This is a genomic window from Paenirhodobacter sp. YD-8, assembly GCF_056590935.1.
This window is the reverse complement of the sequence record NZ_CM152649.1, coordinates 1,200,021-1,212,377: the sequence shown is the minus strand read 5'-3', so window position 1 is coordinate 1,212,377 and position 12,357 is coordinate 1,200,021. Positions and strand designations below refer to the sequence as shown.

The following is a 12,357-nucleotide window of genomic DNA, read 5'->3' as shown; positions in this document are numbered from 1 at the left end:
GGAGTCAAGATGAAGCGTTTTTCCCTTTCTTGCAAGAAATTTTCATATAAGAAAAATACTGGTGTAACGGGAAAATTCTGGCTATGAGCAGGCCAAAGCGTAATCGCCTGAATTCATGCGCTTGGAACCCGACGCTTGCGGCGTTTTCCGCGCCGACCTGTCGCCGTGACGCCCCCGTCGCGGGCCCGCCCCGCCCGACGGCCCACCTGAAAGGACACGCAATGACCTTCACGCCCCATGGCAAGCACCTGATCGCCGGAGAGTGGATCGGCACCGAGGAGACCTTCCTCTCGGCCCCCGCCCATGGCACCGCGCATGCCTTCTCGGTCGGCTCGCCCGAGCTGGTCGACGCCGCCGCTCGCGCCGCCGAAGAGGCTTTCTGGAGCTATGGCTATACCACCCGCGCCGAGCGCGCCGCCTTCCTGAACGCAATCGCCGACGAGATCGAGGCCCGCGCCGAGGCGATCACCGAGATCGGCACCTCGGAAACCGGCCTGCCCGTCGCCCGCCTGCAGGGCGAGCGCGGCCGCACCACCGGCCAGCTGCGGCTGTTTGCAGAGCACATCCTGAACGGCGCCTATCTCGACCGCCGTCACGACGTGGCACTCCCTGACCGCGCTCCGCTGCCCCGCCCGGACCTGCGCATGATGCAGCGCCCGATCGGCCCGGTCGCGGTCTTCGGCGCCTCGAACTTCCCGCTCGCCTTCTCGACCGCGGGCGGCGATACCGCGGCCGCGCTTGCCGCCGGTTGCCCGGTGGTGGTGAAGGGCCATGGCGCGCATCCCGGCACCGGCGAGATCATCGCCGAGGCGATCCATGCCGCGGTGGAGAAATGCGGCATGCCGAAGGGCGTGTTCTCGCTCGTGCAGGGCGGCAACCGTCGCGTCGGCGAGGCGCTGGTGCAGCATCCCCGCATCAAGGCGGTGGGCTTCACCGGCTCGCTCGGCGGCGGCCGCGCCCTCTTCGACCTCTGCGCACAGCGCCCCGAGCCGATCCCCTTCTTCGGCGAGCTCGGCGCGGTGAACCCGATGTTCATGCTGCCGCAGGCGATCGCGCGGCGCGGGGCCGAACTCGGCCGGGGCTGGGCGGGTTCGCTTGCCATGGGCGCGGGCCAGTTCTGCACCAACCCGGGCATCGCGGTGGTGATCGCCGGACCCGAGGCCGATGCCTTCGTCGAGGCCGCCCGCGCGGCGCTGTCCGAGACCGGCGCGCAGGTGATGCTGACCGACGGCATCGCGCAGGCCTATAGCAAGGGCGCGGCGGTGATCGGCGAACAGGCCGGGGTGCAGACGCTCATCACCTCGATGTGCGACCGGCGCGAGGCGAAACCCTTCCTGTTCCGCGTCGAGGCAGAGGACTGGCTGGGCAATCACGCGCTGTCCGAAGAGGTGTTCGGGCCGCTCGGCCTTGTGGTCGTGGCGCGCGATGCCGACGAGATGGACCGCGTGGCGCGCAGCTTCGTGGGCCAGCTGACCACCACGCTGCACATGGATGACGACGACGCCCCCCTCGGCCGCCGGCTGCTGCCGGTGCTCGAGCGGATGGCGGGCCGGGTGCTCGCGAACGGCTTCCCGACCGGCGTCGAGGTCTGCGATGCGATGGTCCACGGCGGGCCCTACCCGGCCTCGACCAACTTCGGCGCGACCTCGGTCGGCACGCTGTCGATCCGCCGCTTCCTGCGGCCGGTGTGCTACCAGAACCTGCCCGAGGCGATCCTGCCCGCCGATCTGGCCTGACCCCCCGCGCCTGCGGCCCCAAGCGGGCCGCAGGCGTTGCGCTTGCCTGCGCGCCCTGCGCCCGGCTATAGCGGGGCATGACAAACACCCTGCCCCCGTGCCCCGAATGCCGCTCTGCCTATACCTACGAGGCGGATTCCCTGCTGGTCTGCCCCGAATGCGGGCACGAATGGTCGCCTGACGCCGCGCCCGAAGGCGCGCTGCAGGTGCGCGACAGCGTCGGCAACCCGCTCGCCGATGGCGACAGCGTGACGGTGATCAAGGATCTCAAGCTCAAGGGCTCGTCGACCGTCATCAAGGTCGGCACCAAGGTGCGCGGCATCCGTCTGGTCGACGGCGATCACGACATCGACTGCAAGATCCCCGGTATCGGCCAGATCGGCCTGAAGTCGCAATTCGTGAAGAAGGTCACGGACTGAACGAGATCGCGCGGCCTCAGCGCCGCGCGAACATCACCACGTTGCCGATCAGCGTCAGGGCCAGGCCGGCGAACGCCCCGGGCGTCCAGTGGAAGCCCTCGTAAAGGGTCGAGAGCAGCAACGCCACCACCGGGAAGACCACCGTCGCATAGCCCGCCCGCGCCGAGCCGATCCGCGCCACCAGAAGCAGATAGGTGGTGAAGCCGACGACCGAGCCGATCAGCGACAGATAGGCCAGCGCCGCCCAATAGCGCGCCCCCGTGGGCCAGACCACGCCCTGCCCGCTCGCCATCATCAGCACGACGAGCACCAAGGCCCCGATCCCCATCCCCCAGGCGTTCGCCGTCACCGGCGTCACCCCAAGCTGGCCGTTCTTGCGCGAGGCCATGTTGCCGAAGGAGAACATCAGCGTGCCGAAACAGGCCCAGCCGATGCCGCGCAGGGTGTCGCCCATGGCCGCGCCGCCAAGGTCGTCGCGAAACAGCAGCCCCAGCCCCGCCGCCCCGATCGCCCCGGCCAGCAGCGTGCGCCCGGTGATCCGCTCGCCGAAGAAGATCCGCGCGTTCACCGCGTTGAAGATCGAGGCAAGCGAGAACACCACCGACACCAGCCCCGAGGGGATCAGCGCCGCGGCATTGTAGAGCCCGATGAAGTTGAAGCAGAACAGGCACAGCGCCTGCACCACGACAAAGCGCCAGTGCACCGGCCGCCGCAGCCGGCCAAGCGCCGCCAGCCCGGCCAGCATGACAAGCCCCGCAACGGCAAAGCGCAGGAAGATCGACTCGATCAGCGGCACCGGCCCGACCTGCGCGGCGATGGCGATCCATGTGGTGCCCCAGATCAGGACGGTGGCGGCGAAGAGGAAAAGCGTGTTCATGCCCTGCCTCTAGCGCATCCGCGCCCCCGTTGTTTTGCACGTTCTTGCGGTGAAATCGCGCGCGGGGCTTTCGCGGCGCGGGGCGCGGCGCTACCGATGTCTCATGCGCCCCACGGTCCATGATTTCCTCGGCCGCTCCGCCGTTGCGCAGAGCACCGCGCGCCTCGATCTCGGGGCGGGCTGCGCGGTGGCGATCTGGCACAACCACGACGACCGGATTCGGTACGAGACGCCGCAGAACCACACCTTCAGCCTCTATCTCGAGGGCGGCACCGGCACCCGGCGGCTCGATGCCGGGGGCATTGCCGGGCATCCGGGCGCGATCTGCGTGATGCCCGAGGGCTGCGGCTCGGAATGGGAGATCACCGCGCCCTTCCGCTTCGTACATCTCTACCTGTCGGACGCGCGGCTGCGCGCGGGGTTTTCGGCGATCCACGACTGTGACGCGCGGCTGCTGGATCTGCGCGAGAGCACCTTCGCCGAGGACGCCCGGCTGGCCGCAGGCCTGCGCACGCTCGCCGCGGCGGCGACGGCGGGCGATGTGCTCCTGGCCGAGGCGGCGGTCGCGGGGCTGATCGGCGGGCTTGCGCGCCAGCACCCGCAGCTGCGCGGCGGGCTGACGGCGGCGCAGCTGCGCCGGGTCGACGACTGGATCGAGGCGCATCTCGAGGAGGCGATCCACCTCGACGATCTGGCGGCGCTGACGGGCCTTTCGGGCTATCACTTCCACCGCATGTTCCAGCTCTCGCGCGGCAGCGCCCCGCATGCCTGGGTCACCGCGCGCCGCATCGCGCGGGCGCAGGCGCTGCTTGGCGGGACGATGCCGATCGCGACGGTGGCGGCGGCCTGCGGCTTTTCGAGCCAGAGCCACCTGACCCGCACCTTCCGCACCCGGACCGGCCGCACCCCCGCCGAGTATCGCGCCCTCGTCCGCGCCGACCGGGGCGGCGCCTAGAGGCCGGCGGCGAAGCGGTCGGTCGCGCGGATCAGCCGGTCGCGGATGCCGGGCTCGGTCGCGGCATGACCCGCCCCCTCGACGATATGCAGCGTCGAGCCCGGCCAGCGCCGGTTCAGCTCCCATGCCGTGCGCAAGGGACAGGGCATGTCATAGCGGCCATGGACGATCTCGCCCGGGATGCCGGCCAGCTTTGGCGCGTCGTCCAGCAACTGCCCCGGCCGCAGCCAGCAATCATGCAGGAAATAGTGGTTTTCCAACCGCGCGAAGGCCAGCGCGAACTGCGCATCGCCATAGTGCGCCTCGACCTCGCCCTGTGGCAGCAAGGTGATCGTCGTGCCCTCCCAGATCGCCCAGGCCCGCGCCGCCGCAAGCCGTTCGGCCTCGTCCTCCGAGGTCAGCCGCTTGCGGAAGGCAACGATCAGGTCGCCGCGCTCCGCCTCGGGGATCGGCGCGACGAAGTTCTCCCAGGCGTCGGGGAACATCTCGGAGACGCCGAAACGGTAATACCAGTCGATCTCGGCCCGGCTGACGGTATAGAGGCCGCGCAGGATCAGCGCGCTGACCCGCTCGGGATGGGTCTGCGCATAGGCAAGCGCCAGGGTCGAGCCCCAGGAGCCGCCGAAGACCAGCCAGCTGTCGCAACCGACGCGCGCGCGCAGCCGCTCGATGTCGGCGACCAGATGCCAGGTGGTGTTCGCCTCAAGCGAAGCATGCGGCGTCGAGCGGCCGCAGCCGCGCTGATCGAAAAGCAGCACGTCATAGCGCGCGGGGTCGAAAAAGCGCCGGTGATCGGGATGGATCCCGCCGCCCGGTCCGCCATGCAGGAAGACCGCGGGCTTTGCCCCGGGCGTGCCGACCCGCTCGTAATAGACCCGGTGCCCGTCGCCGGTGTCGAGAAAGCCGGTCTCGTAGGGCTCGATCTCGGGGTAGAAGTCGCGCAGCCTGTCCATGATGTCCTTCCGTCGATGCCGGGCCATCATCGCGCCTCGCGCCGGCGGGGGCAATGACCGGCGCCCCTGGCCGCCCCCGGGCGTTTTCGCCCGGCCCCCGGCGATTTTCTGCGCCTGCCCGCGCGCGCCGGCCCGCCGTATCTGTGCCCCACCGCAGCAACGGAGGCGCAAGATGAAAGCGATCGGCATCTGGAAGGCCCTGCCCGCCGACGACCCCGAGGCGCTCGTCGAGCGCGAGATCCCGGTGCCGGTGCCCGGCCCCGACGACCTTCTGGTGCGGGTCGCGGCGATCTCGGTCAACCCGGCCGACATCCGCACCCGGCTGCGCAAGACCGACGACGGCCATTTTGCGGTGCTGGGCTGGGACGTGGCGGGCGAGGTGGTGGCAACCGGCGCGAGCGTGCGCGATTTCGCCCCGGGTGACCCCGTGCTCTATGCGGGCGACCTGTCCCGCCCCGGCGCGAACAGCGAATACCACCTGGTCGAACGCGCGATCGTCGGGCGCCGCCCCGAGACGCTCGCCCCCGCCGCCGCGGCCGCCCTGCCGCTCACCGCGCTCACCGCCTGGGAGGCGCTCTTCGACCGGCTCGGCCTGACGCCCGGCGCGGCGCCCGAGCCGCGCAGCCTGCTGATCGTCGGCGGTGCGGGCGGCGTCGGCTCGATGGCGATCCAGCTCGCGCGGCTGGTCCCCGGCCTGACCGTGATCGCCACCGCCTCGCGGCCGCAATCGCGCGCGTGGTGCCTGTCGCTTGGTGCCGATGCGGTGATCGACCATTTCGCCGACCTCGAGGCGCAGATCGCCGACCTCGGCCTGGCGCCGCCCGCTCTCGTCTTGCTGGCGAACGACCCCGACCGGCATTTCCCCGCCCTCGCCCGGCTGATCGCGCCCGGCGGCCGGATCTGCTGCATTGTGCCCTTCACAAGCCCCCCCGACATCGGCGCGCTGATACGCAAGAGCGCGGGGCTGGTGTGGGAATTCATGTTCACCCGGCCGATGTTCGCCACCCCGGACCGCGCCCGGCAGGGCGAGATCCTGACCCGCGTCGCGCAGATGGCAGCCGAGGGCCGGCTGCGCCCGACCGGCACCGAGACGCTGTCGCCGATCTCGGCCGACACCCTGCGCGAGGCCCACCGCCGCATCGAGAGCGGCCGCACGATCGGCAAGATCGTCCTTTCCGGCTTCTGAAATTCCCGACAAGACAAGGAGATACGAATGTCTGCCGTCGACCTGACCCAATCCTTCCTCGGCGCGGTGTTTTCCGGCCAACTCGAGGAGGCCCTCGCCCTGACCGCCCCCGAGGCGCGCTTCATCTCGGTCAGCCCGCGCGACAGCGCGGCGAACCCCCTGCATGGCACCTTCGTCGGCCCCGAGGGCGCGAAGGCCTTCTTCGGCGGGTTCGGCGCGCTGCTGGAACCGGGCGATTTCACCGTCGAGGCGGCCTTCGGCGATGACCACCACGCCGCCCTTTACGGCCAGTTCCGCCACACCGTGCGCGCGACCGGCAAGCCCTTCGCAAGTGACTGGGCGCTCATCACCCGGGTCGAGGGCGGCAAGCTGACGCTCTATCACTTCTACGAGGACAGCGACGCGCTGACCCGGGCCCGCACCTGACGGGGCCGGCAGGGGTTGGCCTTGCGGCCGATCCCTGCTTTCTGTCATCCACGATACCGACCGAGGGGCACATGGACGAGCTTGCCGCGCTGCAATGGGATGACATCCGCTTCTTCCTGGCGCTCGCCCGCGCGGGCAGCCTGTCGCGGGCGGCGCGCGCGCTGCGGGTCGAACATTCGACCGTCGCGCGCCGCGTCACCAGCCTTGAAACCGCACTGGCGCTGCGCCTTTTCGACCGGCTCGCCAGCGGCTGGAGCCTGACCGCCGAGGGCGAGGAGCTGCTGGCGAAGGCCGGCGCGGTCGAAGCGCAGATCCTCGGCCTTGCCCGCATCGCGCGCGAGCAGGACCCGATGGCGGGGCGGGTGCGGATCTCGGCGCCGCCGGTGCTGCTTGCCGAACTTCTGATGCCCACCGTCGCGGCGCTGAGCGCGGCGCATCCCGGGCTGACGATCGACCTCGAGGGCAGCCGGCGCGAGGCCGACATGATGCGCGCCGAGGCCGATATCGCTTTGCGCATCGGCCTGCCGGAAACCGGCGACCTGATCGCGCGGCGCATCGCCGAGATCGGATACGGGCTTTACGGCGCGCCCGGCCTGCCCGAGGGGCCGGCACCGCGCCGCTGGATCGGCTTCGACGACAGCCTGCCGGGGCTGGCGCAGAAACGCTGGCTCGAGGCCGAGATGGCGGGCGCCGAGCCCGCGATCCGCAGCAACGACATGGCGACGATGGCACAGGCGGCACGCGCCGGGCTCGGGCTGGCGCTGCTGCCGCATTTTCTGGGCGCGACGGACCCGGCGCTCTGCGCCTATCCGGCGCGCCAGCCCGCCTTCAGCCGGCCGCTCTATCTGATCCTGCACGCCGACATGCGCCGCGCACCGCGGGTGCGGGCTGTGGCCGATGCGCTGGTTGCCGACCTGAAGGCGCACCTTGAACCGATGGCGCGGCCCTGACGAGGCGGAGGATCGGGCCCGTGCCCATTTCGGGAAACGGGTTCGCCGGTCCCCGGGAATCAAAATGCGCCGCGATGAATCTCGCTCATCTTTTCTCCCGATGATGGAAATGGCCGCAATTCGCCCTGTTTCTGTTGCGCGAAAAGCCCATTCACCCCGACCGACCGATTTTCTGCACGAATTGCGCAACGTCCAGATTGAAACGAGCCCGCATCGCCGTTCTGATTAAATAGCCGCGAGAAATTTGGCTGGCGGAAACATCCGGGACTTTGCTTGCACCGGATCAATTCGGTGCAGGGTATATTTTTTTATCGGAGCAGATGCCGCGTCACTCCGAACAGGTATAGACAGGCCGTTCATGATTTTGAATGCCCGCGAAACACTCGTCGTCGATCTCGACGGAACGCTGCTTCGCAGCGACATGCTGTTTGAAAGCTTCTGGTCCGCATTCAGCAAGGACTGGCGCAGCCCATTCCTTTCGGTTGCGGCGCTGCTGGCGGGCCGGGCGGCGCTGAAACGCCATCTGGCGTCGACCTCGGCGGTCGAGGCCTCCACCCTGCCCTATGACGAAAAGGTCCTTGCCTTCATCCAATCCTGGCGCGACGCTGGCGGGAAGACCGCGCTCGTCACCGCCAGCGACAGCGCTTTCGCCGAGGCGATTTCCGCTCATCTCGGTCTCTTCGACGAGGCATACGGGTCGGATGGCCGGCTCAATCTCAAGGGAGACCGCAAGGGGCAGTTTCTGGAGGAGCGGTTCGGAGCGCAGGGCTTTTCCTACATGGGCGACAACAAGGCCGATCTGGCGATCTGGAAACGGGCCGCCGGGGCCATAACCGTCAACGCTCCGGCGGCGCTGCGCCGGGAGGCCGAGCGCGATTGCGGCAGGGTCGAACACCTTGTCACCGAAACGCGCTCGGTCAAACCCTACATCAAGGCGGTGCGCCCGCATCAGTGGCTGAAGAACCTGCTGGTCTTCCTGCCAATGCTGGCGGCCCATCAGTTCGACGGCCAGACAGCCGTTCTTTCGCTGCTCGCCTTTGTCTGCTTCAGCCTGGTCGCCTCAAGCGTCTACGTGCTGAACGACCTGCTCGATCTCGCGGCCGACCGCGCCCATCCGCGCAAGAGGATGCGCCCTTTCGCCTCGGGCAGCATCCCGATTGCCCACGGCACCTGGATGGCGGCGGGCCTGCTTCTTCTGGGAGGCCTGCTCGCGATGAGCATCAGCCCGGCCTTTGTGCTGACGATGATCGCCTATTATGCCCTCACCACCTCCTATTCCCTCAACCTCAAGCGCCGGATGGTCATCGACATCTGTGTTCTGGCCGGGCTTTACACCGCCCGGATCGTCGCCGGCGGCGTCGCAACCGGGATTCCGCTGTCGGTCTGGCTGCTCGCCTTTTCGGTCTTCTTCTTCCTCGCGCTGGCCGCGGTCAAACGGCAGGCTGAGCTGATCGACAGCGCCGAGCGCGGCAATCTGCAGCCAAGCGGGAGGGGATACACCGTCGACGATCTGCCGATCATCACGATGATCCCGATTGCCTCGGGCTATGTTTCGGTGCTGGTGCTGACACTCTACGTCAACTCCCCGGCCGTCGTCGAAATCTATGCCCATCCCGAAGCCCTGTGGGGGGTCTGCGCCGTCCTGCTTTACTGGATCACGCGCACGGTCATGGTCGCCCATCGTGGCAACATGCACGACGACCCGGTCGTCTATGCCGCCAAGGACCGGATCAGCCAGATCTGCTTTCTGGTGATCCTCCTCTTCGTCCTTGCCGGAGCGCTGACGTGACGCTCGGCACGCTCATCCTGCGCTATGGCAGCTTTGCCGCGATCGCGACACTCGCCAATCTTGCCATGCAACGGATCGTGCTGCAGTTCGGGCAGACGGGCCCGCATTTCGCCGCCGCCGTCGGGGCGGGAACACTGGTCGGGCTGGTTCTCAAATATCTGCTCGACAAGCGCTGGATCTTTCACGACGTCGAAACCGGTGTGAGGAACCACAGCCGCAAGTTCACCGTCTACACCGCGATGGGGCTTGTCACCACGGCGATCTTCTGGGGGGCCGAAACGGGGTTCTGGCTGCTCTGGAAGACCGACATGATGCGCGAGATCGGCGCGATCCTCGGCCTCGCCGTCGGCTATATCGTCAAATACCACCTGGATCGGCGCTTCGTGTTCTGCGACACGCGCCTGGCGGCCCCGACATGAGGGCCGGGCCCGCGACAAGACCGCCGGTCCTCATTCTCGGCGCGCGCTCGGACATCGGCAGAGCGGTGGCCGAGGGGTTTGCCGCGCTCGGTCATCCCGTCCAGCTGGCGGCCCGCAACGCCGCCTCCCTCGCTGCCGAGCGGACGGAGATCGCGATGCGCCACGGCGTCCCGGTCACCGTGCACGAGTTCGACGCGCTGGCCACCGAGACGCACGAAGCCTTCGTCCGCGCCTTGCCCGGTTTGCCGCAGATCGCCGTCTGTGCGGTCGGATCGATGGGGCAGCAGGCGCAGAACGAGAGTGACATCGCCACCGCGCTCCGGGTGATGCGAAGCAATTACGAAGGCCCCGCAAGCATCCTCGCCGTGCTCGCCAACCATTTCGAGGCGCGAGGAGCCGGCACCCTCGTCGGCATCAGCTCCGTCGCCGGAGACCGCGGCCGCGCCGCGAATTACGTCTATGGCTCGGCCAAGGCGGGCCTCACCGCCTTCCTGTCGGGTCTGCGCAACCGGCTGGCCGGGCGGGGTGTGCATGTCGTGACGGTGCTGCCGGGCTTTGTCGCGACCCGGATGACCGCAGGCATGGACCTGCCCGCCTGGCTCACAGCGCAGCCCGAGGAGGTGGCCGCGGCGATTTTGCAGGCCGTCCGGCGGCGGCGCGACATCATATATGTGCGCGGAGCATGGTGACTTATCATGGCGATCATTCTGTTAATTCCGGAACGGATATTCAAGAGATCCAGCATTTGACGCGAGGAGCGAGGCGCTTGGAAAATCATCAAGAATCAAAAATCTCCGCAAGGATGCTCAACTTGTCGGTGTTCTTGTCAATCTTGGCATCCGCGTTCCTGGTGCTGATTTACACCGGAAACTTCGAACTCATACGAATTGACGGCACGACATATGTGCACACGGCAGATGACCACATGATCACCATGCGCGTTGCCAGAAATTTCTCGGAATATGGCGTCCCATATTACAACCGCAACGAAGCGGTCGCAGCCAACACCAGTCTCTTCTGGCCGTTATTTCTCGGATCGACGATTTTCTTCTGGGGCCTCAACAAGGCCGTCATCGTCAACATAATACTGAGTTGCGCGCTATCTGCCTGCACCATCGCCATCACAACGCTCTTCATTAAGAATCTCCCGCTCAAGATTGCCGCTGCCGTCTTTCTAGCCATGAGCCCAACATTCCTCCGTTACGGAGCAACCGGCTGGGAACACATCCCTCAAACCTTTCTTGTCACCACCGCGTTCTACATTGCATACTTGGATGTCCAAGCGGGGAAAGGCATAAAGTTCACGACCATTCTATTGATTGCAATATCTTTTCTTGCACGGCCGGATTCTGCATTCATCATCGTTGCCGTTGGCGCGGCGTGGATTGCATCAGGTGAAGACTACAAGAAGCCGAGAACATATGCGCTTGGCGCTGCTCTCTTGGCTTTTCCAGCACTATATCTTCTCCTGATGAATCACTTTTATGGAGATCTTGCCCCCAATACTGCCCATCTGAAAAACCTTGGATTCTGGGCATCCCTGCGGTCCGGGGGATCCTACATCATGAACCCGTATCGTTCCGGGCTATTTCCCGCCTTCCTTCTCACCCTCATAATTCTCAGGCCACGCGGATTTTTCCCGAGACTTGTAATCGCAACCTGCATCGCCCATCTCGCTTATGTCCTCCTAAGTGGCGGCGATGTTTTCCCGGATGGCAGGTTCTTCCTGGTCATGCTGCCGACGCTCACAGCCACATTGCTCAATGAGATCGACGAGCGCGTTCGACCGAACCTGTCTCAAGGTTCCGCAATCGTAATTCCATCTCTCCTCATGATCTCCGTCATCGCATGGAACTCCAAGAATGTTATCAACGACATCTTCTGGCTCCACAGCTCAGAAAATATCGAGCAGATCAGAATAAGTCAGAAGGTAAATGATGCGATGAGCCCAGACGAAGGATCAATCGGCCTGCACTACCTCGGGGCCGGATATCATTTCGCCGACTTTCACATAGTTGACTTCCTCGGCAAAGCGGATCCGCACATTGCACGAACTGATGTCAAATTTGGACCAGTCGGGCACAACAGGTGGGACTACGATTATGCGTTTGAAAAATTCGACATTGCCGTCATACCAATTGAACAAAGTGTGGTTTCACGGGTCACCACGAGCGGCTTCAACATAACAAACCATGATTTCATGTTCTGGGATATCTCTGCCGTTAAGATCCTCAGCCTCGGAAGCTATGTCTATCTGCCTCCGGAGGTATTTGGAAACGAGGACTTTGGCGCATTTGTCAAAAGAGAACTTGCCCCCAGATTCATGACGCGTTGAAGCGAGCCCGCAGACATCCCCCAGGCTCGAGAAAGAGCCCTTGACCGACGAGCTGGCCTGAACACCTGCCCGAGTTGACCAGGCAGGAAGAGCTTGGGGCTCACGCTCGCACCTCCTCAGATGGCGGAGGTGCAGCGCCTCTCAGGCAAAAGTCATCGCGAAGCGAGCCCGAGAGCGGATCACTCCGGGCTCAACGTGCCAGCCCCGAGGTCATGCAGGCGGTCAGGTCACAGCACAGCTTGCGCTGCACTCCCGTCGGCTGCCGGCCAGCCGCACCAAGGCTTATCTCAGTCCTGTTGCGGTCGTGACGCC

The 12,357-nt window shown here is 66.3% G+C and carries 12 protein-coding genes; 10 read left to right on the top strand and 2 right to left on the bottom strand.

The window, feature by feature from the left end; all coding sequences use genetic code 11:
- Nucleotides 1–221: 221 nt before the first annotated feature.
- Entirely contained in the window at nt 222–1,736 is a 1,515-nt protein-coding gene (locus AC0QTQ_RS05915; protein ID WP_480258693.1) for an aldehyde dehydrogenase (NADP(+)), read from the top strand.
- Nucleotides 1,737–1,813: 77 nt separating this feature from the next.
- On the top strand, nt 1,814–2,155 hold the full coding sequence (locus tag AC0QTQ_RS05910; protein ID WP_121530419.1) for a zinc ribbon domain-containing protein YjdM: 342 nt from the start codon (nt 1,814–1,816) through the stop codon (nt 2,153–2,155).
- Between the two features lie 16 nt (nt 2,156–2,171).
- On the opposite strand, the gene AC0QTQ_RS05905 is transcribed toward AC0QTQ_RS05910, so the two are convergent.
- The gene (locus AC0QTQ_RS05905; RefSeq protein WP_480258692.1) at nt 2,172–3,032 is read right to left on the bottom strand and encodes a DMT family transporter; all 861 of its coding nucleotides are present in this window, start codon (nt 3,030–3,032) and stop codon (nt 2,172–2,174) included.
- A 103-nt stretch (nt 3,033–3,135) separates the two neighbouring features.
- On the opposite strand from AC0QTQ_RS05905, the gene AC0QTQ_RS05900 reads away from it, so the two are divergent.
- A complete protein-coding gene (locus AC0QTQ_RS05900) occupies nt 3,136–3,987 on the top strand; it encodes a helix-turn-helix domain-containing protein (protein ID WP_480258691.1) in 852 nt (283 codons plus the stop codon).
- Here the strand turns inward: AC0QTQ_RS05900 and pip are convergent.
- Nucleotides 3,984–4,940, bottom strand: a complete 957-nt coding sequence (gene pip, locus AC0QTQ_RS05895; protein WP_480258690.1) for a prolyl aminopeptidase — start codon at nt 4,938–4,940, stop codon at nt 3,984–3,986. The two genes, AC0QTQ_RS05900 and pip, sit on opposite strands and share 4 nt — an antisense overlap.
- Nucleotides 4,941–5,112: 172 nt before the next feature.
- Between pip and AC0QTQ_RS05890 the strand changes: the two genes are divergently transcribed.
- The 7 genes from AC0QTQ_RS05890 (at nt 5,113) to AC0QTQ_RS05860 (ending at nt 12,045) form a co-directional block, all read left to right on the top strand.
- Nucleotides 5,113–6,126: a zinc-binding alcohol dehydrogenase family protein gene (locus AC0QTQ_RS05890; protein ID WP_480258689.1), complete on the top strand. Its 1,014-nt coding sequence runs from the start codon at nt 5,113–5,115 to the stop codon at nt 6,124–6,126.
- Between the two features lie 27 nt (nt 6,127–6,153).
- Complete coding sequence (locus AC0QTQ_RS05885; RefSeq protein WP_480258688.1) at nt 6,154–6,552, top strand: nuclear transport factor 2 family protein; 399 nt, start codon at nt 6,154–6,156, stop codon at nt 6,550–6,552.
- Nucleotides 6,553–6,623: 71 nt separating this feature from the next.
- Nucleotides 6,624–7,502, top strand: a complete 879-nt coding sequence (locus AC0QTQ_RS05880) for a LysR family transcriptional regulator (RefSeq protein WP_480258687.1) — start codon at nt 6,624–6,626, stop codon at nt 7,500–7,502.
- A gap of 358 nt (nt 7,503–7,860) precedes the next feature.
- Nucleotides 7,861–9,291 (top strand): UbiA family prenyltransferase, encoded by a 1,431-nt coding sequence (locus AC0QTQ_RS05875; RefSeq protein ID WP_480259198.1) that lies wholly within the window; start codon nt 7,861–7,863, stop codon nt 9,289–9,291.
- A complete protein-coding gene (locus AC0QTQ_RS05870) occupies nt 9,288–9,710 on the top strand; it encodes a GtrA family protein (protein WP_480258686.1) in 423 nt (140 codons plus the stop codon). The genes AC0QTQ_RS05875 and AC0QTQ_RS05870 overlap by 4 nt, the downstream gene beginning before the upstream one ends.
- Nucleotides 9,707–10,399, top strand: coding sequence for an SDR family oxidoreductase (locus AC0QTQ_RS05865; protein WP_480258685.1), 693 nt, complete (start codon nt 9,707–9,709; stop codon nt 10,397–10,399). The genes AC0QTQ_RS05870 and AC0QTQ_RS05865 overlap by 4 nt, the downstream gene beginning before the upstream one ends.
- A complete protein-coding gene (locus AC0QTQ_RS05860; RefSeq protein WP_480258684.1) occupies nt 10,393–12,045 on the top strand; it encodes a hypothetical protein in 1,653 nt (550 codons plus the stop codon). The genes AC0QTQ_RS05865 and AC0QTQ_RS05860 overlap by 7 nt, the downstream gene beginning before the upstream one ends.
- The last annotated feature ends 312 nt before the right edge of the window (nt 12,046–12,357 follow it).

Excerpts from the sequence above, each read along its gene's own strand:
- AC0QTQ_RS05900 (WP_480258691.1), top strand. The coding sequence starts at position 3,136 with ATGCGCCCCACGGTCCATGATTTCCTCGGCCGCTCCGCCGTTGCGCAG.
- AC0QTQ_RS05880 (WP_480258687.1), top strand. The coding sequence starts at position 6,624 with ATGGACGAGCTTGCCGCGCTGCAATGGGATGACATCCGCTTCTTCCTG.
- pip (WP_480258690.1), bottom strand. The coding sequence starts at position 4,940 with ATGGACAGGCTGCGCGACTTCTACCCCGAGATCGAGCCCTACGAGACC.
- AC0QTQ_RS05890 (WP_480258689.1), top strand. The coding sequence starts at position 5,113 with ATGAAAGCGATCGGCATCTGGAAGGCCCTGCCCGCCGACGACCCCGAG.
- AC0QTQ_RS05860 (WP_480258684.1), top strand. The coding sequence starts at position 10,393 with ATGGTGACTTATCATGGCGATCATTCTGTTAATTCCGGAACGGATATT.
- AC0QTQ_RS05905 (WP_480258692.1), bottom strand. The coding sequence starts at position 3,032 with ATGAACACGCTTTTCCTCTTCGCCGCCACCGTCCTGATCTGGGGCACC.
- AC0QTQ_RS05865 (WP_480258685.1), top strand. The coding sequence starts at position 9,707 with ATGAGGGCCGGGCCCGCGACAAGACCGCCGGTCCTCATTCTCGGCGCG.
- AC0QTQ_RS05910 (WP_121530419.1), top strand. The coding sequence starts at position 1,814 with ATGACAAACACCCTGCCCCCGTGCCCCGAATGCCGCTCTGCCTATACC.
- AC0QTQ_RS05915 (WP_480258693.1), top strand. The coding sequence starts at position 222 with ATGACCTTCACGCCCCATGGCAAGCACCTGATCGCCGGAGAGTGGATC.
- AC0QTQ_RS05885 (WP_480258688.1), top strand. The coding sequence starts at position 6,154 with ATGTCTGCCGTCGACCTGACCCAATCCTTCCTCGGCGCGGTGTTTTCC.
- AC0QTQ_RS05875 (WP_480259198.1), top strand. The coding sequence starts at position 7,861 with ATGATTTTGAATGCCCGCGAAACACTCGTCGTCGATCTCGACGGAACG.